The organism is Streptomyces sp. NPDC093598 (assembly GCF_044764825.1).
Taxonomy (GTDB): Bacteria; Actinomycetota; Actinomycetes; order Streptomycetales; family Streptomycetaceae; genus Streptomyces.
In genome coordinates, this window is the sequence record NZ_JBIWIV010000004.1 from 494623 (window position 1) to 520848 (window position 26226).

Annotated in this window: 23 protein-coding genes, 1 tRNA gene and 1 pseudogene; 9 read left to right on the plus strand and 16 right to left on the minus strand. The window is 70.0% G+C overall.

Annotated features, from left to right (window positions below; genetic code table 11):
* Nucleotides 1-2249: FxSxx-COOH system tetratricopeptide repeat protein (gene fxsT, locus ACIRDU_RS17590; protein ID WP_403580105.1), on the minus strand; the 2249-nt coding region annotated here is incomplete at its 3' end.
* A 113-nt stretch (nt 2250-2362) separates the two neighbouring features.
* On the opposite strand from fxsT, the gene ACIRDU_RS17595 reads away from it, so the two are divergent.
* Together ACIRDU_RS17595 and ACIRDU_RS17600 are read left to right on the plus strand one after the other, a co-directional pair.
* The gene (locus tag ACIRDU_RS17595; protein ID WP_403580107.1) at nt 2363-2896 is read left to right on the plus strand and encodes a hypothetical protein; all 534 of its coding nucleotides are present in this window, start codon (nt 2363-2365) and stop codon (nt 2894-2896) included.
* Nucleotides 2897-3093: 197 nt separating this feature from the next.
* A pseudogene (locus ACIRDU_RS17600) lies at nt 3094-3951 on the plus strand (tyrosine-type recombinase/integrase); the annotation flags it as partial.
* 164 nt (nt 3952-4115) lie between these two features.
* Here ACIRDU_RS17600 and ACIRDU_RS17605 read toward each other — a convergent pair.
* Nucleotides 4116-4197: transfer RNA gene (locus ACIRDU_RS17605), tRNA-Tyr, on the minus strand.
* A gap of 221 nt (nt 4198-4418) precedes the next feature.
* Here ACIRDU_RS17605 and ACIRDU_RS17610 point away from each other — a divergent pair.
* Nucleotides 4419-4907: a YajQ family cyclic di-GMP-binding protein gene (locus ACIRDU_RS17610; protein ID WP_033309004.1), complete on the plus strand. Its 489-nt coding sequence runs from the start codon at nt 4419-4421 to the stop codon at nt 4905-4907.
* Nucleotides 4908-4999: 92 nt separating this feature from the next.
* On the opposite strand, the gene ACIRDU_RS17615 is transcribed toward ACIRDU_RS17610, so the two are convergent.
* Entirely contained in the window at nt 5000-5266 is a 267-nt protein-coding gene (locus ACIRDU_RS17615) for a GlsB/YeaQ/YmgE family stress response membrane protein (RefSeq protein WP_403580110.1), read from the minus strand.
* Between the two features lie 193 nt (nt 5267-5459).
* On the opposite strand from ACIRDU_RS17615, the gene ACIRDU_RS17620 reads away from it, so the two are divergent.
* Nucleotides 5460-6716: an APC family permease gene (locus ACIRDU_RS17620; protein ID WP_403580112.1), complete on the plus strand. Its 1257-nt coding sequence runs from the start codon at nt 5460-5462 to the stop codon at nt 6714-6716.
* A gap of 243 nt (nt 6717-6959) precedes the next feature.
* Here ACIRDU_RS17620 and ACIRDU_RS17625 read toward each other — a convergent pair whose 3' ends face one another.
* From ACIRDU_RS17625 to ACIRDU_RS17680, 12 genes are all read right to left on the minus strand, one after another.
* Nucleotides 6960-7352 (minus strand): YccF domain-containing protein, encoded by a 393-nt coding sequence (locus tag ACIRDU_RS17625; protein ID WP_142160641.1) that lies wholly within the window; start codon nt 7350-7352, stop codon nt 6960-6962.
* Nucleotides 7349-8212: a zinc metalloprotease HtpX gene (gene htpX, locus ACIRDU_RS17630; RefSeq protein WP_403580115.1), complete on the minus strand. Its 864-nt coding sequence runs from the start codon at nt 8210-8212 to the stop codon at nt 7349-7351. Before htpX ends, ACIRDU_RS17625 begins: the two co-directional genes overlap by 4 nt.
* A 255-nt stretch (nt 8213-8467) precedes the next feature.
* Nucleotides 8468-9991 (minus strand): NADH-quinone oxidoreductase subunit N, encoded by a 1524-nt coding sequence (locus ACIRDU_RS17635; RefSeq protein ID WP_403580118.1) that lies wholly within the window; start codon nt 9989-9991, stop codon nt 8468-8470.
* Entirely contained in the window at nt 9988-11562 is a 1575-nt protein-coding gene (locus tag ACIRDU_RS17640; RefSeq protein ID WP_403580121.1) for a NuoM family protein, read from the minus strand. The genes ACIRDU_RS17635 and ACIRDU_RS17640 overlap by 4 nt, the downstream gene beginning before the upstream one ends.
* Before the next feature lie 6 nt (nt 11563-11568).
* On the minus strand, nt 11569-13563 hold the full coding sequence (locus ACIRDU_RS17645; protein WP_403580124.1) for an NADH-quinone oxidoreductase subunit L: 1995 nt from the start codon (nt 13561-13563) through the stop codon (nt 11569-11571).
* The gene (gene nuoK, locus ACIRDU_RS17650; RefSeq protein WP_403580127.1) at nt 13560-13958 is read right to left on the minus strand and encodes an NADH-quinone oxidoreductase subunit NuoK; all 399 of its coding nucleotides are present in this window, start codon (nt 13956-13958) and stop codon (nt 13560-13562) included. Before nuoK ends, ACIRDU_RS17645 begins: the two co-directional genes overlap by 4 nt.
* Nucleotides 13958-14629 carry an NADH-quinone oxidoreductase subunit J gene (locus tag ACIRDU_RS17655; RefSeq protein ID WP_403580130.1) on the minus strand — a complete coding sequence of 224 codons (672 nt, stop codon included), beginning with the start codon at nt 14627-14629 and terminating at the stop codon, nt 13958-13960. Before ACIRDU_RS17655 ends, nuoK begins: the two co-directional genes overlap by 1 nt.
* A complete protein-coding gene (locus ACIRDU_RS17660) occupies nt 14626-15291 on the minus strand; it encodes a 4Fe-4S binding protein (protein WP_403580133.1) in 666 nt (221 codons plus the stop codon). Before ACIRDU_RS17660 ends, ACIRDU_RS17655 begins: the two co-directional genes overlap by 4 nt.
* Before the next feature lie 2 nt (nt 15292-15293).
* Nucleotides 15294-16262, minus strand: a complete 969-nt coding sequence (locus tag ACIRDU_RS17665) for an NADH-quinone oxidoreductase subunit H (RefSeq protein WP_403580136.1) — start codon at nt 16260-16262, stop codon at nt 15294-15296.
* Nucleotides 16259-17722: an NADH-quinone oxidoreductase subunit C gene (locus ACIRDU_RS17670; RefSeq protein ID WP_403580139.1), complete on the minus strand. Its 1464-nt coding sequence runs from the start codon at nt 17720-17722 to the stop codon at nt 16259-16261. The genes ACIRDU_RS17665 and ACIRDU_RS17670 overlap by 4 nt, the downstream gene beginning before the upstream one ends.
* Nucleotides 17719-18333 (minus strand): NADH-quinone oxidoreductase subunit B, encoded by a 615-nt coding sequence (locus ACIRDU_RS17675; RefSeq protein ID WP_403580142.1) that lies wholly within the window; start codon nt 18331-18333, stop codon nt 17719-17721. Before ACIRDU_RS17675 ends, ACIRDU_RS17670 begins: the two co-directional genes overlap by 4 nt.
* Complete coding sequence (locus ACIRDU_RS17680; RefSeq protein ID WP_403580145.1) at nt 18324-18731, minus strand: NADH-quinone oxidoreductase subunit A; 408 nt, start codon at nt 18729-18731, stop codon at nt 18324-18326. Before ACIRDU_RS17680 ends, ACIRDU_RS17675 begins: the two co-directional genes overlap by 10 nt.
* A 223-nt stretch (nt 18732-18954) precedes the next feature.
* On the opposite strand from ACIRDU_RS17680, the gene ACIRDU_RS17685 reads away from it, so the two are divergent.
* The 5 genes from ACIRDU_RS17685 to ACIRDU_RS17705 all read left to right on the plus strand — a co-directional run bounded on the left by ACIRDU_RS17685 (nt 18955) and on the right by ACIRDU_RS17705 (nt 25751).
* Nucleotides 18955-20163, plus strand: coding sequence for a sensor histidine kinase (locus tag ACIRDU_RS17685; protein ID WP_403580148.1), 1209 nt, complete (start codon nt 18955-18957; stop codon nt 20161-20163).
* Nucleotides 20164-20273: 110 nt separating this feature from the next.
* Nucleotides 20274-21635 carry a sensor histidine kinase gene (locus ACIRDU_RS17690; RefSeq protein WP_403580150.1) on the plus strand — a complete coding sequence of 454 codons (1362 nt, stop codon included), beginning with the start codon at nt 20274-20276 and terminating at the stop codon, nt 21633-21635.
* A 227-nt stretch (nt 21636-21862) separates the two neighbouring features.
* Entirely contained in the window at nt 21863-22522 is a 660-nt protein-coding gene (locus ACIRDU_RS17695) for a response regulator transcription factor (RefSeq protein WP_283974152.1), read from the plus strand.
* 228 nt (nt 22523-22750) lie between these two features.
* Nucleotides 22751-24679, plus strand: coding sequence for a 2-oxoacid:acceptor oxidoreductase subunit alpha (locus ACIRDU_RS17700; protein WP_403580153.1), 1929 nt, complete (start codon nt 22751-22753; stop codon nt 24677-24679).
* Nucleotides 24672-25751 (plus strand): 2-oxoacid:ferredoxin oxidoreductase subunit beta, encoded by a 1080-nt coding sequence (locus ACIRDU_RS17705; RefSeq protein WP_403580156.1) that lies wholly within the window; start codon nt 24672-24674, stop codon nt 25749-25751. The genes ACIRDU_RS17700 and ACIRDU_RS17705 overlap by 8 nt, the downstream gene beginning before the upstream one ends.
* Nucleotides 25752-25785: 34 nt before the next feature.
* Here the strand turns inward: ACIRDU_RS17705 and ACIRDU_RS17710 are convergent, their stop codons facing one another.
* Complete coding sequence (locus ACIRDU_RS17710; protein ID WP_403580159.1) at nt 25786-26166, minus strand: winged helix-turn-helix transcriptional regulator; 381 nt, start codon at nt 26164-26166, stop codon at nt 25786-25788.
* Nucleotides 26167-26226 lie beyond the last annotated feature (60 nt).

Consider the following 26226-nt stretch of genomic DNA (forward strand, 5'->3'; position numbering starts at 1 on the left):
ACACGGCCACGACGCGCAAGAACATCCTCATGCATGCGGCGGGCCCCAGCATGCTCCCCCAAACCCTGCAGGGCGCTGGCGAGGTTGTTGGCGGAATTGAGGGTCTCGGGATGGTCCTCACCCAGAACACGGCCACGACGCGCAAGAACATCCTCATGCATGCGGCGGGCCTCCGCATATTCCCCCAAAGCATGCAGGGCGCTGGCGAAGTTGTTGGCGGAAGTGAGGGTGTCGGGATGGTCCTCACCCAGAACACGGCCACGACGCGCAAGAACATCCTCATGCATGCGGCGGGCCTCCGCATGCTCCCCCAAGGTGTTCAGGGTGCTGGCGAAGTTGTTGGCGGAAGTGAGGGTCTCGGGATGGTCCTCACCCAGAACACGGCGGCGGCGGACAAGGGTGTCCTCGATGACGAGGCGTCCCTTGGCGTAGTCGCCGAGTTCGACGGTCGCGTGCCCCAGAAACTGTGCGCAGGTAAGGGTGTCGGGATGATCTGGCCCCACATCGGTGCTCCATGCCTCATGCAGTACTGCGCTGAGGTCATGGGCGGCGCGTGGCAGACCGCTGCAGATGAGGAAGTGAGCCGCCTTCGAGAGGGTGGCGCGCAGTGCAGGCCGGTTGGTGATCGCGGTGGTGACGTGAGGGGCGGTGAGGTGGACGGCGAGAGAGGCCCACGCTGGCCAGTCAGCAGGAGATTGCGGATCGCCCGGGTTGACTGCTGCAAGGACAGCGGTGACGTCGTCGCGGATTACTGCGACCAGATCAGGACTGGGCTGGGTGCGGAGAATGGCCTGGGTCAGTCGGTGGACCTGAAAGGCGTCGAAGTCCGTGCGGGCCAGTCCGAAGCGGCCGAGGGGCTGGAGGGCGTTGCGCAGCCACATCGGGTCGTCTGGGTCGCCGGGAAGGGTGGCCAGGCGGGGGCGGGCTGTCTCCAGCCAGGCGGTGGGGATGGGTTCGGGGCCGAGGAACGCGCCGAGACGGAGCAGTGCGGTGGCATCGGGGTGGCCATCGTCTACGAGGCGGGTGACGGCGATGTTGACCGTCGCAGCCAGTGGCGCGGGATAGTCGCGCACGTCACTCTCCTGCAGGAGGCGTGCGGTGTCGGTGGTCAGAAGCTGACGGTAGCGGTCCAGGGTCATGCCGCTGCGCAGCACTCCCGCAGCTTGGGCGAGCGCAAGGGGTAGGTCGCCGAGATCCTGGGCCAGCAAATCGGCGTGCTCGGTGGTCATTCCCGGGATACGACTCTTGAGGTAGGCCAAGGAGTCGGTGCGGGTGAACACGTCCAGGTCACTCTGGTGAGCGGTCCCGTGCCAGTCTGGGTTGCGTGAGGTGATCAGAACGTGACCTGGCCCCTCGGGGAGCCAGGGCTCGATCTGGTCAGGGTGTTCAGCGTTGTCGAGAATGAGAAGCCAGCGGTGCCGCGTCCGCAGATGCTGAAGAAGAGCACGGGCGTTGGGTTCGGAGCCAGCGTCGGATTTGGCAATGCCGAGGCGGTCGGCGAGTTCGGTGTAGCGGACGGGTAACTGGTCGGCCTGTTCGGCATCGACCCACCACACGAGGTCGTACTGGCTGGCGAAGCGGTGAGCGTACTCCAAGGCAATCTGGGTCTTTCCGATGCCGCCCATGCCGTGGAGCGCTTGGACCACTGCTTGGTGTCCGCTGAGCAGACCGGTACGAAGCTGCCCCATAACAGCCTCGCGGCCGGCAAAGTCGGGGTTGCGGCGACGGACATTCCACACCTCGGGCAGACCGACGCTGCTGGGTAGTCGGGGACGCTGTGTATCGAGTTCCGTAGTCGTATTGGCGGAGGCGGCACCAGGAAAGGCGACCGGACCGGTAGGGGTGACCGGTCCATGGACGGCTTCGAGCAGGGCAGCAGTAGCGGCGGTCTCGTCCAGACCGTGAACGTCTGTGCGCAGCATCCCGGCCAGAAGGGCGGGGATGTCGTCGTCGGACAGAAGCTCGATCGCCACCGGAATGAGGCGTCCCCGAAGGGCCACGGTGGCCGACCACTCCTCTCGAGTCCATCGTTTGGGAGCGAAGTAGTGCCTGGAGAACAGAGCCACCACCGCGTCGGCCCTGTCGAGAGCAAGGTTCATCTTCTGGACGAAGTCGTCTCCGGTGCGCCAGTGCCACCGGTCCAGCTCAACTTGGTGCCCAGCCTGCTGGAGCTGCCAGCTGGCCCACTCCGCCCAGGCCCGGTCCGGGCCTGCGTAGCTGACAAAAATCCGTTGCGTGGTGTCGGTCACCGTTGACCCCCGAATACCCTGACCCTCGTAACGCGGAGCACCGGCCATGATCTCGCGTATGGCGTGGGACAGGGCAGAGAACGCCGAGATCTCGTAGGTAGGAAGAGTAGGAAATGGCCCAGGCGCCGAAGAACGTCGAAGTCAGGCTGAAGCTCCCCATGCTTGAGATCGCAGGCAGCTGGGAGCCAAACGACACGGAACGGCGAGCTGCCTGGGAGCTGTATGTAGAGCTGATCACCCGAGTGTCTGTAGTGCCGCTGCAGGAGGACGAGGGTCTGCTGCGAGAGGCACTGACGAGCCTGTACTCGCTGTTCGGCACCACTCGCGAGATCCTGCGCCGTCACGGGCCGCAGATCGCCGAACCGAAACGGAACGGCGAGTACAACTTCGGGTACCTGGCGGTGGCAATGCTCAACTACGGTGTACGCCCGTTCCTAGCTGCCTGGCACCCTGCGTTGGAGGATTGGGAGAGCCGCCGCCCTGCGGACCGCTCCCGCGGCGACCATGAGCGCGCCTGGCCCCAGTCAGCTCAGCTGCGAACCGCCTTGGATGACACCCGTCGCATCCTTGCTGCGTACGCCGACCTCCTCGCCACCGCCTGCGGCGTACCCAACCTCCTCGGCTCCTATCCCAACCCCCGCTCCTGACGCACCACAAGGCGGGAGGAGGGCGTTCCTCGTGATCGCGAGTGAGCATGGCACCCGTCGCCCTGGCTCGGCTCGGCAGCAGATTTACAGCGGCCGGGTTCGGGCGCTTTGAGCTGCAGTTTCCTCCCGGGGGCCGCTCTCGGGGGACACATGGGGGATCAAGGGCGCTCAGGCTGCGCCTCTCGCCTTTGAACCGGCAACTACGCGCCGCCCTGGACGCCTTGACCAAGAAACTGGACGGCACCACGGCGGCGGCGTCGACCATCCGCCGGAAGCGGGCCATCTTTCACAACGCTCTCGGCTACGCCGTAGACGCCGGACGCCTCACGGACAACCCCCTGCCACAGGTGCAGTGGAAGTCTCCGGAGCAAGTAGCGGAGGAACTGGACCCCGCCTCAGTGCCGGACCCCCGACAGGCTCTCGCCCTGCTCGATGCCGTGCGTACGCAGAGCCCCCGTGGGCGACGCCTGGTCGCATTCTTCGGCTGCATGTACTACGCGGCGGCGCGGCCGGCGGAAGTCATCGGCCTCCGTCTCCAGGACTGCGACCTGCCCCGCCGGGGGTGGGGCATTCTGCGCCTCCGGGAGACTCGCCCGCGCTCAGGGTCGGCCTGGACGGACAGCGGTGAGTCGCACGATCGGCGAGGGCTCAAGCACCGGCCCCGGAAAGCAATCCGCACCGTTCCGATCCCGCCCGATCTCGTGAACCTGCTCCGGTGGCACGTCACGGCGTACGGAGTCGCCCCCGATGGGCGGTTGTTCCGGACGCAACGCGGCGGGCTCATCCAGGACACCGGATACGGCGAGGTGTGGGCGGAAGCCCGTGCGCGCGCTCTCACGCCCGCCCAGTGCGCGTCGCTGCTGGCGAAGCGTCCGTATGATCTTCGCCACGCTGCTGTGTCCACATGGCTCAGTTCCGGGGTGGAACCGCAGGAGGTAGCCGCGCGTGCCGGCCACAGCGTGGCCGTGCTGTTCCGGGTATACGCGAAGTGCCTGGATGGCGGCGCCGCCACAGCGAACGCCCGGATCGAGCGGGCCTTGAAAAATGGCAGCTAGGACGCCCGGAAGCTGCCCCACGCCTGCCCCACACGCACTGGTCAGCACCCGAATCAGGGTGAGACACACTGGGAAAAAGCACCCATAACGATCAGGTCGGGCCCGTCAACGCCGAAAGGGCCTGCGATCAGCATTGCTGCTGGTCACAGACCCTTTCGGTCTTGTGGCGGCGCCAGGATTCGAACCTGGGAAGGCTGAGCCGGCAGATTTACAGTCTGCTCCCTTTGGCCGCTCGGGCACACCGCCGGGGTAGCTGCTCGTCGAGCCGCTTTTCCGCGGCGCTCCGTGGCAACGACGTAAACAATACCCGATGGGGAGGGGTGCTTCGCCACCCGATTGATCGGCGCTCGGAGGGCCGGGGGTGGCTAGGCTTGTCCGGATGCGGCCCGTGACCTGAACGGGCCCTGCGACCGCCCCCCATACGCCGGTACGCACGATACGCACCCCGATACAAGGAGCCACAGGACATGGCCGACTCCAGTTTCGACATCGTCTCGAAGGTCGAGCGGCAGGAGGTCGACAACGCACTCAACCAGGCCGCCAAGGAGATCTCGCAGCGCTACGACTTCAAGGGCGTGGGTGCCTCGATCTCGTGGTCCGGTGAGCAGATCCTCATGGAGGCGAACTCCGAGGACCGGGTGAAGGCCATCCTCGACGTCTTCCAGTCCAAGCTGATCAAGCGGGGCATCTCGCTGAAGGCTCTGGACGCGGGCGAGCCCCAGCTCTCCGGCAAGGAGTACAAGATCTTCTCGTCGATCAAGGAGGGCATCTCCCAGGAGAACGCGAAGAAGGTGGCGAAGACCATCCGCGACGAGGGCCCCAAGGGCGTGAAGGCGCAGGTGCAGGGCGAGGAGCTGCGAGTCAGCTCCAAGAGCCGTGACGATCTGCAGGCCGTCATCACCCTGCTGAAGGGCAAGGACTTCGACTTCGCGATGCAGTTCGTGAACTACCGGTAGGTCCGGCCTTCGGGGCTCCCGCCCGCACGGCTTCGAGGAAGGGTGGGCACTGCCGGTGCCCACCCTTCTCGTCGGCCGGCGGGCGGGCGCGGTCAGTCGCGCGAATTGCCGAACAACAGGCGGTAGGCGATCAGGAGGACGAGCGATCCGCCGATCGCCGCCGCCCACGTGGCACCGTCGTAGAAGTCCTTGGTGATCGGGTGGTCCATCCAGCGGGCCGATATCCAGCCGCCGATGAAGGCGCCCGCGACACCGATCAGAGTCGTGCCGATCAGGCCACCCGGGTCGCGCCCCGGCAGCAGGAACTTCGCGATGGCTCCGGCCAGCAGTCCGAGGATGATCCAGCCGATGATGGTCATGCCGTGAACCTGCCCTTTCACGCTGTGCCCGCACTGTCCCGGCCCTGTGATCTTGCTCCCGGCAGGCCGAGCCCGTGCGTCGTTCGTCGGGCGTCTCGCGTGCGGCTTCCTCACCCCGCGCGTTCTTGCCGTCTTGGTGAAGAGGACGTCCTGGCGGCACCCGCCGGTTGCGCCGATCAGTAGGGTGCGGCGCATGACAACCTCCGGTTCCGGACTGCGCCGCACCCTCGGTGTGGGGGACGCCGTCGTCATCGGACTGGGCTCGATGGTGGGGGCCGGGATCTTCGCCGCCCTCGCGCCCGCGGCCCACGCGGCCGGCTCCGGGCTGCTTTTCGGACTCGCCGTCGCCGCTGTGGTCGCGTACTGCAACGCCATGTCGTCGGCTCGCCTCGCCGCCCTGTATCCGGCCTCGGGCGGCACGTACGTGTACGGGCGGGAGCGGCTCGGGGAGTTCTGGGGGTACCTCGCGGGCTGGTCGTTCGTGGTCGGGAAGACGGCCTCCTGTGCGGCGATGGCGCTCACCGTGGGCACGTACGTCTGGCCGGGGCAGGCCCACGCGGTGGCGGTCGGGGCCGTGGTGGCGCTGACCGCGGTGAACTACGGCGGTGTCCAGAAGTCCGCGTGGCTGACGCGGGTGATCGTGGCGCTGGTCCTGGCCGTCCTCGCTTCCGTGGTGGTCATGTGTCTGGTGTCCGGTGAGGCCGATGCCGGGCGGCTGGACATCGGGGCCTCGGGTGGTGCGGACGGGGTGCTGCAGGCGGCGGGTCTGCTGTTCTTCGCGTTCGCCGGGTACGCCCGGATCGCGACCCTCGGTGAGGAGGTGCGGGACCCGGCGCACACCATTCCGCGCGCGATCCCGCTGGCGCTGGGCATCACGCTGGTGGTGTACGCGTGTGTGGCGGTGGCTGTCCTTTCCGTACTCGGGTCGGGCGGTCTCGGGGAGGCGACGGCACCGCTGACCGACGCGGTGCGGGTGGCCGGGGCGCCCTGGCTCGTGCCGATCGTGCGGACCGGTGCGGCCGTGGCCGCGACGGGGTCGCTGCTCGCGCTGATCCTGGGGGTGTCCCGGACGACACTGGCCATGGCCCGGGACCGGCATCTGCCGCCGGCGCTGGCCGCCGTGCATCACCGCTTCCAGGTGCCGCACCGGGCGGAGCTGGCCGTGGGTGCGGTGGTCGCGGTCCTGGCCGCCACGGTGGACGTCCGGGGCGCGATCGGGTTCTCCTCCTTCGGTGTGCTGGCGTACTACGCCGTGGCCAACGCGTCGGCCTGGACCCTGTCTTCAGCGCCGGCGGCGCGGGCCGTGCCGGTGGTGGGGCTGGTCGGGTGCGTGGTACTGGCGTTTTCGCTGCCCGGGGTGTCGGTCATCGTGGGCGCGGGGGTGCTGACGCTGGGAGCGGTTGCGTACGCGGTGCGGCGGAGGGTGAAGGCTGGGGCAGGGGGACGGTAGGTCCGGCCCTCCGCTACAGCCCGGCCCTGCAGGGGCCTCTCGGCTCGGATCTTTCGGCGACTCTCACCGGAGCGGCCGGGCCGCGGCGCGAAGCACTCGCCGCTCGGCGGGGGTTGTGGGTCTCGGTCGTCTCTTGGGTCGGCAACTGCTCGATCGCGGTCATGGGTTCATCATGCAGGCCGCCGCTGACAGCCGGGCGGGCCTGTGGATAACCCTGGCCTGTGGAAATCGAGGGCCCCGGTGTCAGCGCACCGCGAACGGCTCGTCCGTCCGTACGATGTCGCGGCCGAGTGGGAGCAGTGAGACCGGGATGAGCTTGAAGTTGGCGATGCCCAGCGGGATGCCGATGATCGTGACGCACAAGGCTATGCCGGTGGCGATGTGGCCGAGGGCGAGCCACCAGCCCGCGAGCACCAGCCACAGCACGTTGCCCACGCAGGACGGGGCGCCCGCGTCGTGGCGCTCGATCGTCGTGTACCCGAAAGGCCACAGGGCGTAGACGCCGATGCGGAAGGCCGCGATGCCGAACGGGATGCCGATGATGGTGATGCAGAGGAGCAGGCCCGCGAGCATGTAGGCGAGGAAGAGCCAGAAGCCGCTCAGGACGAGCCATATGACGTTCAGAATGGTTCTCACTGGTTCCCACCTGCCATCTTCTCGAGCCGGGCGATGCGTTCCGCCATCGGCGGGTGTGTGGAGAACATCTTCGAGAGGCCCTGGCCGGGCCGGAACGGGTTCGCGATCATCATGTGACTGGCGGTCTCGATACGCGGCTCGGGCGGCAGCGGGAGCTGCTTCGTGCCGAGTTCAAGCTTGCGCAGGGCACTGGCCAGGGCGAGCGGGTCGCCGGTGAGCTGGGCACCGGAGGCGTCCGCCTGGTACTCCCGGGAGCGGCTGATGGCCAGTTGGATGAGCGAGGCGGCGAGCGGGCCCAGGAACATGATCAGCAGCATGCCGAGCAGGCCGGGGCCGTCATCGTCGTCCGAGCGCCCGATGGGGATCAGCCAGGCGAAGTTGACCAGGAACATGATGACCGAGGCGAGGGCGCCGGCGACCGACGAGATGAGGATGTCGCGGTTGTAGACGTGGCTGAGCTCGTGGCCGATGACGCCGCGCAGCTCGCGCTCGTCCAGCAGGCGCAGGATGCCTTCGGTGCAGCACACGGCGGCGTTGCGCGGGTTGCGGCCGGTGGCGAAGGCGTTGGGGGCCTCCGTCGGGGAGATGTACAGGCGCGGCATGGGCTGGCGGGCCTGGGTGGAGAGCTCGCGGACCATGCGGTAGAGCCCGGGGGCCTCGAACTCGCTCACGGGGCGGGCGCGCATGGCGCGCAGTGCCAGTTTGTCGCTGTTCCAGTACGCGTACGCGTTGGTGGCCAGTGCGACCAGGACGGCGATGACGAGCCCCATGCGGCCGAAGAAGCTGCCGATGACGATGATGAGTGCGGACAGTCCTCCTAGGAGGATCGCTGTCCTGAGCCCGTTGTGCCGGCGGTGCACGGTGCGCCCTCCAAGTGGTGCGGCAGGGGGACCCTTGCTTGCTGAATCTGTGGTGCCACTGGTGCCGCGTTCTCACGTCCAGTGGACCCTCCCGTACTGGTCAACGCCGGGCGGGAGGCTCTAGTTCCCTGGTACGCGCGGCGGCGGGTGTGGGCGGTCCGGGTGGCGGCGCCGGGAAGCGGCACGCGCGCGTGGGAGCGAGTGCCCCACGCGCGCGAGGTGTAAGCGGCCGGTTTTCCGGGTAGCGCGGTGTGTTCAGAAGAGCCCGGTGTCGGTGAAGCGCAGGACCAGCTGGGGTGCGCCGGACAGGACGATGCCGAGGACGCCGGTCAGGGCGATCGCGGCGGTGACCGGGCCGGGGACGCGGTGTTTCTCGGGTTCGCCCTCGGGGGCGCGGAAGAGCAGGGCCGTCCACTGGAGGTAGTAGAACAGCGCGATGACGACGTTGACGGCCATGATCACGGCCAGCCAGCCGAGGCCGGCGTCGACGGCCGCCGAGAAGACGGTGACCTTGGCGAAGAGGCCGATGACGCCCGGCGGCAGCCCGGCGAGGCAGAGCAGGAAGAACGCCAGAAGCAGTGCGGACAGGGGGCTCGACGCGTAGAGGCCGCGGTAGTCGGCGACGCGGTTGAGGGACTTCGTGCGGCCGACGAGCGCGGCCACGGCGAAGGCGCCCAGGTTCACGGCGCCGTACATCAGGGCGTAGGCGACGGTGGAGCCGATCGACTTCTCGGCGTCCCCGGAGTACGCGGCGGCGGCGATCGGCACCAGGAGGTAGCCGGCCTGGCCGACGGAGGACCAGGCGAGCAGGCGTACCGCGCTGTACGCGCGCGTGGCCTGCTGGCGCAGGGCTCCGACGTTGCCCACGGTCATGGTGAGCGCGGCCAGCGCCGCCAGGGCGGGGCCCCACACGTCGGCGTACGACGGGAGGGCCACGACCGTGACGAGGATCAGGCCGCTGAAGCCGACCGCCTTGCCGATGACCGACAGGTAGGCCGCGATCGGCAGGGGCGCGCCCACGTAGGTGTCGGGCACCCAGAAGTGGAAGGGCACGGCGGCCGTCTTGAAGGCGAAGCCGACGAGGGTGAGGACGACGCCGGTCTGGGCGAGCGTGTGGAACTGCCCGTCGACGTTCTGGATACGGTCGGCGACCTGGGTGAGGTAGAGGGTGCCCGTGGTGGCGTACACGAAGCTGATGCCCATGAGGCTGACCGCGGTCGCGGTGACCGAGGACAGGAAGAACTTCAGGGCCGCTTCGGAGGACTTCCGGTCGCCGTACTTCAGGCCGACCAGCGCGAAGGCGGGCAGGGAGGCGACCTCCAGGGCGACGATCAGGGTCGCGAGGTCGCGGGAGGCGGGCAGCAGGGCGGCTCCGGCCGCGGAGGACAGCAGCAGGAACCAGTACTCGCCTTCGGGGAGCTCCTTGCGGGCGTCCTTCAGGGCGGTGACCGACAGGAGGGCGGCGAGCAGGGCGCCGCCGAGGACCAGGAACTGGATGACCAGGGTGAAGCGGTCGGCCGTGTAGCTGCACACGGCGGCGTCGCCGGTCAGGCAGAAGGTGCTGCGGTCGCCGTCCAGCAGGGGCAGCAGCATCAGCGTGGCGGCGGCCAGGCCTGCCACCGACGTCCAGCCGAGCAGGGCCTTGCGGTGCTCGGCGAGGAACAGGTCGGCGACCAGGACGACGAGTCCGACGACCGCCGCGATGGTGGGCGGCGCGATCGCGAGCCAGTCGACGGACTGGACCAGCGAGGCGGCCAGGGGCTGGGCCGGGGAGCTCATCGGGTGCCTCCTGCGAGGAGCTGCTGGACGGCCGGGTCGCTCAGGCCGAGGAGGGCCTTGGGCCACAGCCCCGCGACGACGGTGAGGACGACGAGCGGGGTCCACGCCGCGAACTCGTACGAACGGACGTCGGTGAGCCGGGGAGCGTCCTGGGGCAGGGCGCCCATACAGACGCGGCGTACCACGACCAGCAGGTACGCGGCCGTCAGCAGCGTGCCGAACGCGCCGATCGCCATGAAGGTGAGGAAGGCCGCGCGGTTGAGGCCCTCGGCGGGCTGGAACGCGCCGAACAGGGCCAGCATCTCGCCCCAGAATCCGGCCAGGCCCGGCAGGCCGAGCGAGGCGACGGCGGCGAAGGCGAGCAGGCCGCCGAGGCGCGGGGCCTTGCCGTAGAGGGCGGCTCCGGTCTCCTCGGCGAGGGTGTCGAGGTCGGTGGTGCCGGTGCGGTCCTTCAGCGCCCCGACCAGGAAGAACAACAGGCCGGTGATGAGGCCGTGGGCGATGTTGGCGAAGAGGGCGCCGTTCACGCCGGTCGGGGTCATCGTCGAGATGCCGAGCAGCACGAAGCCCATGTGGCCGACGGAGGAGTAGGCGATGAGGCGCTTGAGGTCGCCCTTCGCGCCCTGCTTGGCGAGGGCCAGGCAGGCCAGGGAGCCGTAGATGATGCCGACGACGGCCAGGGCGGCGAGGTAGGGCGCGAAGGTGCGGAACCCGTCCGGTGCGATGGGGAGGATGATCCGAACGAATCCGTACGTACCCATCTTCAACAGGACACCGGCCAGCAGGACCGAGCCGACGGTGGGCGCGGAGGTGTGGGCGTCGGGCAGCCAGCTGTGCAGCGGCCACATCGGCGTCTTCACCGCGAGCCCGATCCCGATCGCCAGAACGGCGATGACCTGCACGGATGCGGTCAGCGACCGGCCGTTGTCAGTGGCGAGTGCCATCATGTCGAACGTGCCCGCCTTGATCCCGATCAGGAGCAGGCCGAGCAGCATGACCACGGAGCCGAGCAGCGTGTAGAGGATGAATCGCCACGCGGCCTGGCTGCGGCCCTCGCCGCCCCAGCGGGCGATGAGGAAGTACATCGGGATGAGGACCATCTCGAAGGCGAGGAAGAACAGCAGCAGGTCGAGGACGGCGAAGGTCGCGAGCGTGCCGGACTCCAGGACGAGCAGCAGGGCGACGAAGGCCTTCGGGGTCGGACCCGCCGGCATCTTGAAGTACGAGTAGAGCGCGCAGAGGAAGGTCAGCAGCGCGGTCAGGACCAGTAGGGGGAGGGAAATGCCGTCGATGCCGAGGTGGATGCGTACGTCGAGCGCGGGGATCCAGCTGATGTCGGTGCTGGCCTGCATCTTCGACGGCTGGTCGTGGTCGAAGCCGAGCGCGAGGACGATCGCCGCGATGAGGACCGCGCCGGTGACGGTGACGCCGTGCCGGAGCACGGCCTGCTCGGGTGACTTCCCCTTCAGCCCGGGCGGGGCCGGCAGGAGAGCCGCCGCGGCGCCGAGGAGCGGGCCGACGACGACGAATGCCAGAAGGAACTGCATCACGGACTCGTTGATATCGATCACGCCTGCTCACGCTCCCGTGGCGACGAGGACGACGGCGACCGCGAGGACGACGGTGCCGGCGAGCAGCGCGCTCACATAGGTCTGGACGTTGCCGGTCTGGGCACGTCGTACGGCGGCGCCGAGCCAGCGGGGCAGCGCACCCGCACCGCGGACGTAGGTCTCGACGACCTCGCGGTCGAGGAACCGGACGAGGCTCGCTCCGGCCTGGACCGGGCGGACGAAGAGGGCCGTGTACACGGCGTCCAGGTGGAAGCCTGCGGCCGCGTGCCGGTGCAGGGGGCCGAGCAGCAGCCGCCCCGGGTCGGCGGGGTCGGGCGCGTAGGCGATGTCCCCGTAGGCCGGCTCGTGCGTGGCGATGGCCTCGGCCTCGACCTGGGCGGCGTCGCCCTCCGGGTGGGCCGCGACCGCGCCCAGCGGGACGCGGGCGCTGAGCGCGGTGGTGTGCCGCCAGGCGGCGTAGGTGACGATGCCGCCGACCAGAGCCACGCCCGTGCCGAGCACCGAGGTGGTCAGGGTCGGGCTGAGGTCGCGGCCGTCGAACCAGTCGGGCAGCAGGCGGAAGACGAACCCGCCGAGGGCCAGGGACGGGACGGCCAGCACCCACAGCACGACGGTCATCGTCAGCGGCTGCCTGCCGTGGTCGGGCACTTCGGTGCCCCGGCCCCGGAAGGCCAGCAGCCACAGGCGCATCGCGTAGGCGGCGGTGAACACGGCGGTGAGCAGGCCGGCGACGAGGACGATCCAACCCGCGGCGGCGGGGGCGTGCTCGGTGTGGCCGGTGACGACGTGCTCGGCGACGCCGAGGACGGCCTCCTTGGAGAAGAAGCCGCTGAACGGCGGGATCGCGGCGAGCGCGAGCAGCGCCACGGTCATCGTCCAATAGGCGTCGGGGACGCGGTCGCGCAGGTTCCGCATGCGGGACATGGCCGCGAGCGAGTTGGTGCCGGCGGCGTGGATGATCACGCCCGCCGCGAGGAACAGCAGCGCCTTGAAGGCGCCGTGGGACAGGAGGTGGAAGACGGCGGCCCCGCGGTCGCCGACGGCGAGGGCGCCCGTCATGTAGCCGAGCTGGCCGATCGTCGAGTAGGCGAGGACCCGCTTGATGTCGTCCTGGGCGAGCGCGGCGAGCGCCGAGCCGGTCATCGTGACGGCGGCCATGACGGCGAGGACGACCATCGCGGCCTGGGAGGCCTCGAAGACCGGGAGGAGACGGGCGATGAAGTAGACACCGGCGGCGACCATCGTCGCGGCGTGGATCAACGCGGAGACGGGGGTCGGGCCCGCCATCGCGTCGGGAAGCCAGGTGTGCAGCGGGAACTGCGCCGACTTGCCCGCCACGCCCGCGAGGAGCAGCAGGGCGATCAGCGTCGGGTGGTCGAGTCCACCGCTCGCGACGGTGCCCAGGACCCGGGTGATGCGGAACGAGCCGGCGTCGGTGGCCAGGGCGAACAGGCCGATGAGGAAGGGGACGTCGCCGAGTTTGGTGACCAGGAAGGCCTTGAGGGAGGCGGCGCGGGCCTCCGGGGTCTCCCAGTAGTGGCCGACGAGGAAGTAGGAGCAGATGCCCATGACTTCCCAGCCGACCAGCAGCACGATCAGGTCGCCGGAGTAGACGACCAGGAGCATCGCGGAGGTGAACAGGGAGACGAGGGCGGCGTAGGAGGGGTAGCGCGGGTCGTCGCGCAGGTAGCCCGTCGAGTAGATCTGCACGCAGGAGGCGACCAGGCCGACCAGGACGGCGACGAGGGCGGCGAAGCCGTCGATGTGAAGGGCGAGTTCGATCGGGACCGAGCCCGTGGGGGTGAGTTCCGTGGCCGAGTCGACGGCCGCGTCGCCGCCCTGGCGTACGGCGACCAGCGCGGCGAGCACCAGGGAGGTGAGCGTCGGCAGGACGGCGAGCGGGCGGACGAAGCCGGGTGCCGTGCGGCCGAGGAGCAGGCCGGCGGCGGAGCCGAGGAACGGAAGGAGGGGGACGAGGGCGGCGAGGGTGGTCGTGGTCACGCGGTGGCCTCAGCCTTCTGGGCCTCGTCGGACCGCTCGGCCGTGCGGGCGTCGTGGTCGGGGCCGTCGGGGTCGTGCCGTTCGGCGGTGTCGCGGAGTTTGTCGATGTTCGCGGTGCCGCGGTTGCGGTGGACGGCGAGGACGATCGCCAGGCCGATGCCGATCTCGGCGGCGGCGATGGCGATGGTGAACAGGGTCAGGGCCTGGCCGGAGTGCAGGGTCTCCTCGGCGGTCTTGCTGAGCCAGACGTCGAAGGCGACCAGGTTGAGGTTGACGGCGTTGAGCATCAGCTCGACCGACATCAGGACCAGGATCGCGTTGCGGCGGGCGAGGACGCCGTACAGGCCCGTGCAGAAGAGGAGGGCGGAGAGCACGGCGGGATAGGCGAGGTGCATCAGCGGGGCCTTTCCTGCTTGGAACTCTCTGCGACCATCCGGGAACTCTCTGTGCCGCTCCGGGCGTTCACGTGGGGAGAGCTCGACTCCGCCTTCGCCTTGCGGGACAGGACGATCGCGCCGACCAGGGCGGCGAGGAGGAGGACGGAGAGGGCCTCGAAGGGGAGGACCCAGTTCTGGAAGAGGCTCGCACCGGTGGCCTCGGTGGACCCGGCGGCGGGGCCGTCCAGGTCGATCCAGGTCGTGCGGAAGGCGTCGACGACGACCCAGACCAGAGCGGCGGCCGCGGCGACGGCCACGGTGAGGGCGGCCCAGCGGTTGGCCGAGTCGGCGTCCGGTGAGCGGCCGATGGGGGCCCTGGTGAGCATCAGACCGAACAGGAGGAGGACGACGACGGAACCGACGTAGATGAGGACCTGCACCCAGGCGATGAACTCGGCGGTGAGCAGGAGGTACTCGACGGCCAGGCCGCCGAGGGTGACCACCAGCCACAGGGCGGCGTGCACCAGCTGCTTGGTGGTGACGGTGACGAGCGCGGCGCCGAAGGTGACCAGGCCGACGAGGAGGAAGGCGATCTCGACGCCGGTCGGGGAGAGGAAGCCGTGGGTGTCGGCGGCGGCCCCGGTGGTCGGGCCCGTCGCGAGGAGGGCGGCGGTTGCGGTGAGGGTCATTCCGAGCCCTCCTGCCCTGGCGTCGGCCGGCCCGGCCTCGGCTGGTCGGTCTGCTGCTTGGAGTCGCCCTGGGGGCGGGTGGGCTGCTCGGCGGCGCGGGCCTGCTCGTCGGCGTGCGGTTCGGTGGCCGGCGGGGCCTGCTGGGCGGCCAGCTTGTCGGCGGTCTTGCGGGCGGCGGCGAGTTCCTTCGGTTCCTCCGCGCCGGGGTCGAGGGCCGGCGGGGCCGGGACGGTCCACATCCACTCGCGGAGCTTGTCTCGCTCGTGGGTGAGATCGCGGATGTCGGTCTCGGCGTATTCGAACTCCGGGGACCAGAACAGGGCGTCGAAAGGACAGACCTCGATGCAGATACCGCAGTACATGCACAGGGAGAAGTCGATGGCGAAGCGGTCGAGGACGTTGCGGCTGCGTTCGCGGCCGCCGGGGGTCGCCGCCGGGACGGTCTCCTTGTGGGAGTCGATGTAGATGCACCAGTCCGGGCACTCGCGGGCGCACAGCATGCAGACCGTGCAGTTCTCCTCGAACAGGCCGATCACACCGCGGGTGCGGGGCGGGAGGTCGGGCTGGGCGTCCGGGTACTGCGCGGTGACGGACTTCTTCGTCATCGTGCGGAGGGTGACGGCCAGGCCCTTGGCCAGGCCACTTCCTGGGATGGGGGCCATGGTTACTGGATCACCACCTTGACGATGCCGGTGAGGGCGATCTGGGCGAGGGAGAGGGGGACGAGGAGGGTCCAGGAGAGCTTCTGGAGCTGGTCCTCGCGCAGCCGGGGGTAGGTGACGCGCAGCCAGATCACGAGGAAGGCGAGGACCGCGGTCTTCAGCAGGGTCCAGACCCAGCCGAGGCCGTCGGCGCCCCAGGGGCCGTGCCAGCCGCCCAGGAAGAGGACGGTGGTCAGGCCGCACAGGACGACGATTCCGGCGTACTCGGCGAGGAGGAAGAGGGCGAAACGGAGGCCGGTGTATTCGGTGTAGGCACCGAAGATGATCTCCGAGTCGGCGACGGGCATGTCGAAGGGCGGGCGCTGGAGTTCGGCGAGACCGGCCACGAAGAAGACGATCGCGCCGACGATCTGCCAGGGCAGCCACCACCACTCGAAGGCATCGAGGATGCCGGGGAGGGAGACGGTGCCGGCCGCCATCGCCACCGAGGCGGCGGTCAGGAGCATCGGCAGTTCGTAGGCGAGGAGCTGGGCGGCGGTGCGCAGGCCGCCGAGGAGGGAGAACTTGTTCGCGGACGCCCAGCCGGCCATGAGCGAGCCGAGGACGCCGACGCCCATGACGGCCAGGACGAAGAAAACGCCCGCGTCGATGACCTGGCCGACGGCTCCCTCACCCGGGCCGATGGGGATGGCGAGCAGGACGAGGAGGTAGGGCAGGAGGGCGACGGCGGGGGCCAGTTGGAAGATGCGGCGGTCGGCGCCCGCGGGGACGACGTCCTCCTTCTGCGCGAACTTCACGCCGTCGGCGACCAGCTGGGCCCAGCCGTGGAAACCGCCGGCGTACATGGGGCCGAGGCGGCCCTGCATGTGGGCCATCACCTTGTGTTCGGTCTGGCCGATGACCAGGGGGAAGGTGAGGAAGACGACGAAGACGACCAGGAGTCGCAGGGCGACGTCGAGCACGTCGTTCACTGCGGGCCTCCTGTGGGGTCCTCGGGGTTGTCAGTGGGCTCTTCCGTGGGTTTCGCGTTGTCGGCCGTGGGTTTCGCGTTGTCGGCCGTGGGTTTCGCGTTGTCGGCCGTGGGTTTCGCGTTGTCGGCCGTGGGTTTCGCGTTGTCGCCCGTGGGCTTCGGGTGGTTCGCCGAGTCCGGGTCCGCGGGCTCCGGGGACGGCACCTGCGCTGCCTCCGGCGACGGTTCGGGTTTCGGTTCGTCGAAGGCCGGGCGGGCGTGGTGCCAGGGGGCGTCCGAGCTGCGGGGGGCGCTCGAAGCCCTGCCCGGACGGCTGTCGCCGGGGCCGGACGTGGCGCGCCGACTCGCGCCGCCCGCCGACTCGGGCGTCGCGGACTCGGACGTCGCGGACTCGGGGCCAGGCGTCGGGGATGCCGAGCCCGTGGGCTGCTGACTCACCGAACCTTCCGACGCCGAGCGGTTGCGCCGCGGTCGGGCCGGAGCAGGAGCGGTCGGCTCGCCGGACCCGGGCTGACCCGCCGAGCCCGGAGCACCCGCCTCACCGGACGCGGGCCGATCCGCCGAAGCAGGAGCAGCCGCCTCACCCGACGCGGACTGACCCGCCGAGCCCCGAGCAGTCGTCTCGCCCGACGCGGACTGACCCGCCGAGCCCGGAGCAGTCGTCTCACCTCGTGTGGACTGGCTCGCTGAGCCCTCCGCCGTCGTACGCGAGCGGCGTGGGGAAGTCGGTGTCGGAGTCTCCGCACCGGCAGCGGACTGGCTGGCCGAACCCTGCGACGCCGAGCGGGTCCGGCGCACCGGGCGTTCCGCTGTGGGAGGGGCTGCTGCTCGGGCGGGGCGTTCGCCTGCCGTGCGGCCCGCGCCTCGGGCCGGACGGGCGGGAGCCGGAGGGAGCTGGCCCTTCAGGGGGCCCCATTCGTTGGGGTCGGGGACGCCGGGCGGGAGCATCTGGCGGCGCTTGGGGCCGCCGTGTTCCGACTCGCCGGGTTCCTTCGCGCCGGGCCAGGCCTTGGCGACGCGGGCGGCGAGGACGAAGTCCTTGCGCAGGGGGTGCCCCTCGAAGTTCTCGGGCAGGAGCAGGTGGTCCAGCGCCGGGTGGCCTTCGAAGGTGATGCCGAACATCTCGTGCGTCTCGCGTTCGTGCCAGGCGGCACCCGCGTAGACGTCGACCGCCGAGGGCAGGGCGGGGGCCTCGTGCGGGACGGTCGTACGCAGGAGGAGGCGTCGTACGGGAGAGAGGGCCGCGACATGGGTCGTGACGCGGAAGCCCGTGCCCGGTTCGTCGACGGCGCTCAGCCAGTCGAAGTAGGTGCAGCCGAGCCGGTCGCGGGCGGTCTCCAGGGCGGCGATCCAAGCAGCCGGCGGTACGTCGACCGTCAGGACCTCGTAGGACTCCTCGGCGGTGGCGTCGGGGCCGAAGAGTTCCTCGGCGTCGGCGGGCAGCCAGCCGACGGCGGTCATCGTCCCTCCCCCGAGGTCGGGTCCGGAGCCGGCGGCTGTACCAGGTCGCTCTGCAGCGCCGCTGCCGACGGACGAGCGGCGCCGCTGCCGTACCGCTCCCCCAGCGACTCGCGGGCGATCTTCTCCTGGAGCTTGAGGATGCCTTGGAGCAGCGCCTCGGGCCGGGGCGGGCAGCCGGGGACGTAGACGTCGACGGGGATGATCTGGTCGACGCCCTTGGTGACGGAGTACGAGTCCCAGTACGGGCCGCCGCAGTTGCTGCACGCGCCGAAGGAGATGACGTACTTGGGTTCCGGCATCTGCTCGTAGAGGCGTTTCACGGCGGGTGCCATCTTGTCCGTGACCGTGCCGGACACCACCATCAGGTCGGCCTGGCGGGGGCCCGGGGCGAACGGGATGACGCCGAGCCGGATGAAGTCGTGGCGGGCCATCGACGCGGCGATGAATTCGATCGCGCAGCAGGCGAGGCCGAAGTTGAAGACCCAGAGCGAGTAGCGGCGTCCCCAGTTGAGGATCACCTTCATCGGCTCGGGGGCGAGGCGCGCGAGGGCGCCGAGCCGCTTCGGCTCGGGCAGCAGAACAGGCTCGGACACCGAGGGGTTCACGTCCATGCCAGGACGCCCTTCTTGTATGCGTAGAGCAGGCCCACGGCCAGGAAGCCGAGGAAGATGAACATCTCGACCAGGGTCGCGGCGCCGTAGCCGGGGGCGGCGAAGACGGTCGCCCAGGGGAACAGGAAGATCGAGTCGACGGCGAAGATCACGTAGAGGAAGGCGTACACGTAGTAGCGGACCTGGGTGTGGGCCCAGCCCTCGCCGACGGGGTCGACTCCGCACTCGTACGTCAGGAGCTTCTCGGGCGTGGGGACCACGGGGCGCAGCAGGCGGCCGGCCCCGAAGGCGACGGCGACGAACAGCACGCCGACGACGGCGAGCAGTCCGACGACCGAGTAGGACTGGAAGTAGTCCGCCGCGACGACGGTCGTGGTGTCGACGGTCGGTTCCGGCACGTCCGTCCCTCGCTCCCTGAAACTCGGACCTGGATCCTGCGACGATGCTGCGGCTCGCTCGGATGCCGCCGTTCGACGATCTGTACGCACGGGAGTCTAGGCCCTGATAAGGGCAGGGTAAGCAGCCCGTCACGGCCCGGCATGCGGGGGTGGGGTTTTCCACAGTCGATCCTGGCGGCCTACCTCATGGCGCGGCCGCCCGCCGCCGGGCACGCTGACGCATATGACCCAACGCATCCCGTCCCCGGGCACGAAGGCGGCCTCCACGGCGGCCGGGCCGGACGACCGTCCGCCGCCTCCGCGTCTCGCCTATGACCGGCACACCTGGAAAGAGATCGCGCACCTGCTGGCCAACCTGCCGGTCGCGCTGCTCGGTTTCACTTATGTCGTGACGATGCTGTCCATCGGTTTCGGGCTGACCGTCACGGTGATCGGGTTCCCGCTGCTCGCGGCCGGACTCGGGGGTGCGCGGCAGTTGGGCAGGTTGGAGCGGGCGCGGGCCAGGGCGCTGCTCGGGGTGCGGGTGGACGAGCCGAGCCGGCTGCGGCTGCGTGGCGGAGGCGGCTTCTTCCAGCGGCTGTGGATGCAGCTGAAGGACCCGGTGGGCTGGCGCACGGTCCTGTACGAATTCATCCGCCTGCCGTGGGGCGTCCTCACCTTCACCATCGCGCTGACCTCGCTGTTCGTGCTGTGGCCGGTGCTGCCGTTCATCGCCCGGGGGCTGACCAACGCCGACCGGGCCATGGTGCGGGCGCTGCTGTCGCCCTCCGACGAGTTGGAGCGGCGGATCGCCGAGCTGGAGTCGGACCGGGGGGTCGTGGTGGACACGGCCGCGGCCGACCTGCGGCGCATCGAGCGGGATCTGCACGACGGGGCACAGGCGCGGCTGGTCAACTTGGCCATGGGTCTCGGCCTGGCCAAGGAGAAGGTGCTGGAGGATCCCGACGCGGCCGCGGCGATGGTCGAGGAGGCGCACGGCGAGGTGAAGCTGGCGCTTCAGGAGCTGCGGGATCTGGCGCGTGGCATCCATCCGGCGGTCCTGACCGACCGCGGGCTGGACGCGGCCCTGTCGTCGGTCGCCTCGCGCTGCACGGTCCCGGTGAAGGTGACGGTCGATCTGCCGGAGCGCCCGGCCGCGGCCATCGAGGGCATCGCCTACTTCACCGTCTCGGAGCTGCTCCAGAACGTCAGCAAGCACAGCGGGGCGAAGTCGGCCTCGGTGGATGTGTGGCGGACGAACACCCGGCTGCTCATACAGGTGTGGGACGACGGGCGTGGGGGCGCGAGCCTGGACGGCGGTACGGGGATGAAGGGCCTGGCGGACCGGCTGGACGCCGTCGACGGGCTGTTCGTCCTGGAGTCGCCCGAAGGCGGCCCGACGACGGTCACGGCGGAACTGCCGTGGCGCGACCGGTCCGGGGCCCCGGGGTAGGGAAAACCCCCCTCCGCAGACGCCGACGGACTCCATGGTCCGCCGACCTGCGGCGGAGCAGGGTGGAGGTACGGGAGCACAGCCGCAGGACGAGGAGAAGGACGACGCCGATGGCCACGGAGTACGGACAGGGATACGGGCTCGACAGCGGGCCCGGGGTCCCCGGGAGCACCGAACGGCGGTACCGGCTGCCGGCCGCGCTGCGGGCGCCGGTCGAGGGCCGCACCTGGCTCGAGCTCACCCATGTGCTGCTCAGCCTGCCGCTCAGCATCCTGCTGTTCACCTACGCGGTCACGATGGTGTCGCTGGGGGCGGGGCTGCTCGTCACGTTCCTCGGCATCCCGGTGCTGGCGGGGGCGCTCGCCGGGTGCCGCGGCTTCGGGGCGCTGGAGCGGATGCGGGCGCGGGGGCTGCTGGGTCTGGAGGTGGCCGAGCCGGAGCCGCTGCGGATGAAGAAGCCGGGCGCGATGGCGTGGATGGGGGCCGTCCTCAAGAGCGGCGCCTCGTGGCGGGCCCTGCTGTACGCGGTGCTGCATCTGCCCTGGGCGGTGTTCTCGTTCGTCGTCGCCGTGAACGTCTGGGTGCTCGGCTGGGCGCTGCTGACGTACCCGCTGTGGTTCTGGGTGTTCCCGGTGTACGCCGGACAGGAAGGGATCCAGCTGTACGGCGACGAGACGCACCGGATCTACCTCGACAACCCCTTCGAGATCACGGTGACCGCGCTGGTGGGTCTGCTGTTCACGATCGCCGCGCCGTGGATCGTGCGGGCGCTGACGATGGTGGACCGGCTGCTGGTGCACGGCCTGCTCGGGCCGTCGCGGCTGGCCTCGCGGGTGGTGGAGCTGGAGTCGGACCGGGGGGTCGTGGTCGACACGGCGGCGGCCGACCTGCGGCGCATCGAGCGGGATCTGCACGACGGGGCGCAGGCCCGGCTGGTGGCGCTGGCCATGGATCTGGGGCTGGCGAAGGAGAAGCTCCACGAGGATCCGGAAACGGCCGCGCGGATGGTCGACGAGGCGCACGGCGAGGTGAAGACGGCGCTTCAGGAGCTGCGGGACCTGGCCCGGGGGATCCATCCGGCGGTGCTGACGGACCGCGGTCTGGACGCGGCCCTGTCGGCGGTGGCGTCGCGGTGCACGGTGCCGGTGCGGGTCGAGGTCGACCTGGTGGAGAGGCCGGCGCCGGCGATCGAGGGGATCGCGTACTTCACGGTGTCGGAGCTGCTCCAGAACGTCAGCAAGCACGCGCGGGCCACCTGGGCGGGCGTGGAGGTGTGGCGGACGGAGAACCGGCTGATGCTCCAGGTCGTGGACAACGGCGTGGGCGGGGCCGACACCGCGCGGGGGTCCGGTCTCGCGGGGCTGGCGGAGCGGCTCGACGCGGTGGACGGGATCCTGGTGGTGGACTCGCCGGCCGGCGGGCCGACCCGGGTGACAGCGGAGTTGCCGTGGCGGGGGGAGCACATGCGGTGACCCTCGCGGGGCTCGGCCCCCGCGAGCCGTGACGGGGCCAGGGGTCTTCACCCCTGGCCCCACAGCTTCCCTCCACCACCCGATGTGCCGGCCAAGAAGCCGGTCCCGTCCCCATACACGTCCCGATACTGAAATGCTGGACCCGTCGCACGGGTGGGCGCGGAGCCGTCGAGGGCTGCGGACGGGCGGCGTCGGGCTGTGGGGGGCCGAACATCGTGGAGGACAGGGTGCGGGTGGTCATCGCCGAGGATTCAGTGCTGCTCAGGGAGGGCCTGACCCGGCTGCTGACCGACCGCGGGCACGACGTCGTCGCCGGTGTCGGTGACGGCGAGGCACTGATCAAGACCATCACGGAGCTCGACGCGCAGGGCGAACTGCCGGACGTGGTGGTGGCGGACGTGCGGATGCCGCCGACGCACACCGACGAGGGAGTGCGGGCTGCGGTGCAGCTGCGCAAGGCGCACCCGGGGCTCGGGGTGCTGGTGCTGTCGCAGTACGTGGAGGAGCGCTACGCGACGGAGCTGCTGGCGGGGTCCAGCCGGGGCGTCGGCTATCTGCTGAAGGACCGGGTGGCCGAGGTGCGGGAGTTCGTGGACGCGGTGGTACGGGTGGCCGAGGGCGGTACGGCGCTCGACCCGGAGGTGGTCGCGCAGTTGCTGGGCCGCAGCCGTAAGCAGGACGTGCTCGCGGGGCTCACCCCGAGGGAGCGGGAGGTGCTGGGGCTGATGGCCGAGGGGCGGACGAACTCGGCGATCGCGCGGCAGCTCGTGGTCAGCGACGGGGCGGTCGAGAAGCACGTCAGCAACATCTTCCTGAAGCTGGGGCTGTCTCCGAGCGAGGGGGACCACCGCAGGGTGCTGGCCGTGCTGACGTATCTGAACTCCTGACGTGCCTCACGTCCTGACGTGCTTCACGTCCTGACGTCCCTCACGTCCTGACGTGCCTCACGTCCTGACGTCGGAATTCCGGACAAGTCCGGGCGCATGATCATCCCAAAGTCGTGTCCAAGATGCGAATGACCCGAAGAAGGCGACCCTTGCGGTCGTAGTGTTGATCCTGGGAGGGCCTGCGGGAAGGCCTCTCCCGGACAGCCGCCTCGAGGGAGGTCCAGTTCAGTGACCAGCCAGGTCAGTAGCCCAGCGGAGCAGGCCGACGAAGCAGTCGTAGGAGAGCAGCGCAAAGCGGCGGGCGCGAAGGATGTCCGTCGCCTCGACCGGGTGATCATCAGGTTCGCGGGGGACTCGGGTGACGGTATGCAGCTCACCGGTGACCGTTTCACCTCGGAGACCGCGTCGTTCGGCAACGACCTGTCGACGCTGCCGAACTTCCCGGCCGAGATCAGGGCGCCCGCCGGGACACTGCCGGGTGTGTCGTCCTTCCAGGTGCACTTCGCCGATCACGACATCCTCACGCCCGGTGACGCGCCGAACGTGCTCGTGGCGATGAACCCGGCCGCGCTGAAGGCGAACATCGGCGACCTGCCGCGCGGCGCCGAGGTGATCGTCAACACGGACGAGTTCACCAAGCGGGCGATGCAGAAGGTCGGCTACGAGACCAGTCCGCTGGAGGACGGGTCGCTGGACGGCTACCACCTGCACCCGGTGCCGCTGACCACGCTCACGGTCGAGGCGCTGAAGGAGTTCGACCTCAGCCGCAAGGAGGCCGAGCGCAGCAAGAACATGTTCGCGCTGGGCCTGCTGAGCTGGATGTACCACCGGCCCACCGAGGGCACGGAGAAGTTCCTGAAGTCGAAGTTCGCGAGGAAGCCCGACATCGCGGCGGCCAACATCGCGGCGTACCGGGCCGGCTGGAACTTCGGCGAGACCACCGAGGACTTCGCCGTCTCCTACGAGGTCGCCCCGGCGGCCACGGCGTTCCCGCCGGGTGTCTACCGCAACATCTCCGGCAACCTCGCCCTGTCGTACGGGCTGGTCGCGGCGAGCCGGCAGGCTGATCTGCCGCTGTACCTGGGGTCGTACCCCATCACTCCGGCGTCGGACATCCTGCACGAGCTGAGCAAGCACAAGAACTTCGGCGTGCGGACCTTCCAGGCGGAGGACGAGATCGCCGGTATCGGGGCCGCTCTGGGCGCGGCCTTCGGTGGTTCGCTGGCCGTGACGACGACGAGCGGCCCGGGCGTGGCGCTGAAGTCGGAGACCATCGGCCTCGCGGTCTCCCTGGAGCTGCCGCTGCTGATCGTGGACATCCAGCGCGGTGGGCCGTCGACGGGTCTGCCCACCAAGACCGAGCAGGCGGACCTGCTCCAGGCGATGTACGGGCGCAATGGCGAGGCTCCGGTGCCGGTGGTCGCGCCGCGCACCCCGGCGGACTGTTTCGACGCCGCGCTGGAGGCGGCGCGGATCGCGCTGACGTACCGCACGCCGGTGTTCCTGCTGTCCGACGGTTACCTGGCCAACGGTTCCGAGCCCTGGCGGATCCCGGACATCGAGGAGCTGCCCGACCTGCGGGTGCAGTTCGCGCAGGGCCCGAACCACACGCTCGACGACGGCTCCGAGGTGTTCTGGCCGTACAAGCGGGACCCGCAGACGCTGGCCCGCCCCTGGGCGATCCCGGGCACACCGGGTCTGGAGCACCGGATCGGCGGCATCGAGAAGCAGGACGGCACGGGCAACATCTCCTACGACCCGGCCAACCACGACTTCATGGTGCGCACCCGGCAGGCGAAGATCGACGGCATCGACGTCCCGGACGTCGAGGTGGACGATCCCCACGGGGCGAGGACGCTGGTCCTGGGCTGGGGTTCGACGTACGGGCCGATCACGGCGGCCGTGCGGCGGCTGCGCAGAGCCGGGGAGTCCGTCGCGCAGGCGCATCTGCGCCATCTCAACCCCTTCCCGCGGAATCTGGGCTCTGTGCTGGAGCGTTACGACAAGGTGGTGATCCCCGAGATGAACCTCGGGCAGCTCGCCACGCTCATCCGGGCGAAGTACCTGGTCGACGCCCACTCGTACACCCAGGTCAACGGCATGCCGTTCAAGGCGGAGCAGCTCGCCGCGGCTCTGAAGGAGGCCATCGATGGCTGAGACGTCCACGCAAGGCACGGGCACCATCGAGGCGCTTTCCCTCGTTCCCAAGGCCGAGGGCAAGCAGTCGATGAAGGACTTCAAGTCCGATCAGGAAGTGCGCTGGTGCCCCGGCTGCGGCGACTACGCCATCCTCGCCGCGGTGCAGGGCTTCATGCCCGAGCTGGGGCTGGCGAAGGAGAACATCGTCTTCGTCTCGGGCATCGGCTGCTCCTCCCGCTTCCCGTACTACATGAACACGTACGGGATGCACTCCATCCACGGCCGCGCCCCCGCCATCGCCACCGGTCTGGCGAGTTCGCGCCGCGATCTGTCGGTGTGGGTCGTCACGGGTGACGGCGACGCGCTGTCCATCGGCGGCAACCACCTGATCCACGCGCTGCGCCGCAACGTCAACCTCAAGATCCTGCTGTTCAACAACCGGATCTACGGCCTGACCAAGGGCCAGTACTCGCCGACCTCCGAGGTCGGGAAGATCACGAAGTCGACGCCGATGGGTTCGCTGGACGCGCCTTTCAACCCGGTGTCGCTGGCGCTCGGCGCGGAGGCGTCGTTCGTGGCGCGGACGGTGGACTCCGACCGCAAGCACCTCACAGAGGTGCTGCGACAGGCCGCCGCCCACCAGGGCACGGCCCTGATCGAGATCTACCAGAACTGCAACATCTTCAACGACGGCGCCTTCGACGCCCTCAAGGACAAGCAGCAGGCCGAGGAGGCCGTGATCCGCCTGGAGCACGGCGAGCCGATCCGCTTCGGCGCGGACCGGGCCAAGGGCGTCGTGCGGGACCCGCTGACCGGGGACCTGAAGGTGGTCGCGGTGACGCCGGACAACGAGGGCCAGGTGCTCGTGCACGACGCGCACTCCCCGTCCCCGACCACGGCGTTCGCGCTGTCCCGCCTCGCCGACCCGGACACCCTGCACCACACGCCGATCGGTGTCCTGCGCTCGGTCGACCGGCCCGTCTACGACACGCAGATGGCCGACCAGCTCGACACCGCGATCGAGCAGCACGGCAAGGGAGACCTTGGCGCGCTGCTGGCGGGCGGCGACACCTGGACGGTCGTCGGCTGACCCGGCCGACGAGGACCCTCGGGGCCCGGGCCGCCTAGGAGGCGGCCCGGGCCTCGTCGTACGCCCGCCGGGACTTTTCCACCTCGTCCATGCGCTGATGCGTCCACGCCGCGAGGCCCCGCACCTGCTCGGCGGCCTCGCGGCCCAGGTCGGTGAGGGAGTAGTCGACGCGCGGCGGGATGACGGGCTTGGCGTCGCGGTGGACGAGTCCGTCCCGCTCCAGGGTCTGGAGGGTCTGCGTGAGCATTTTCTCGCTGACACCCCGGCCGCCGTATGCGCCGATCGTCCGGCGCAGCTCGCTGAACCGGTACGGGCGGTCCAGGAGCTCGATCAGGACGAGCACGCCCCAGCGGCTGGTCACGTGCTCCAGGACCAGCCGGTACGGGCACAGGGCTTCGTTATCACTTACCGCCATGCCAGTACCTTACTTCAAAGTGGGTACTTTCCAATAGTTAGCGCATCTCCTAGGGTTAGT

Bases quoted from the DNA above. Each gene is read 5' to 3' on its own strand.
- ACIRDU_RS17595 (WP_403580107.1), top strand. From the start codon at position 2,363: ATGGCCCAGGCGCCGAAGAACGTCGAAGTCAGGCTGAAGCTCCCCATG.
- ACIRDU_RS17710 (WP_403580159.1), bottom strand. From the start codon at position 26,166: ATGGCGGTAAGTGATAACGAAGCCCTGTGCCCGTACCGGCTGGTCCTG.
- ACIRDU_RS17635 (WP_403580118.1), bottom strand. From the start codon at position 9,991: ATGAGCTCCCCGGCCCAGCCCCTGGCCGCCTCGCTGGTCCAGTCCGTC.
- nuoK (WP_403580127.1), bottom strand. From the start codon at position 13,958: ATGCACCTCGCCTATCCCGCCGTGCTCTCCGCCCTCCTCTTCTGCACG.
- ACIRDU_RS17615 (WP_403580110.1), bottom strand. From the start codon at position 5,266: ATGACCATCATCGGCTGGATCATCCTCGGACTGCTGGCCGGAGCCATC.
- ACIRDU_RS17655 (WP_403580130.1), bottom strand. From the start codon at position 14,629: ATGACCCTCACCGCAACCGCCGCCCTCCTCGCGACGGGCCCGACCACC.
- ACIRDU_RS17685 (WP_403580148.1), top strand. From the start codon at position 18,955: ATGACCCAACGCATCCCGTCCCCGGGCACGAAGGCGGCCTCCACGGCG.
- ACIRDU_RS17670 (WP_403580139.1), bottom strand. From the start codon at position 17,722: ATGACCGCCGTCGGCTGGCTGCCCGCCGACGCCGAGGAACTCTTCGGC.
- ACIRDU_RS17620 (WP_403580112.1), top strand. From the start codon at position 5,460: ATGACAACCTCCGGTTCCGGACTGCGCCGCACCCTCGGTGTGGGGGAC.
- ACIRDU_RS17675 (WP_403580142.1), bottom strand. From the start codon at position 18,333: ATGGACGTGAACCCCTCGGTGTCCGAGCCTGTTCTGCTGCCCGAGCCG.
- ACIRDU_RS17705 (WP_403580156.1), top strand. From the start codon at position 24,672: ATGGCTGAGACGTCCACGCAAGGCACGGGCACCATCGAGGCGCTTTCC.
- ACIRDU_RS17690 (WP_403580150.1), top strand. From the start codon at position 20,274: ATGGCCACGGAGTACGGACAGGGATACGGGCTCGACAGCGGGCCCGGG.
- ACIRDU_RS17660 (WP_403580133.1), bottom strand. From the start codon at position 15,291: ATGGCCCCCATCCCAGGAAGTGGCCTGGCCAAGGGCCTGGCCGTCACC.
- ACIRDU_RS17610 (WP_033309004.1), top strand. From the start codon at position 4,419: ATGGCCGACTCCAGTTTCGACATCGTCTCGAAGGTCGAGCGGCAGGAG.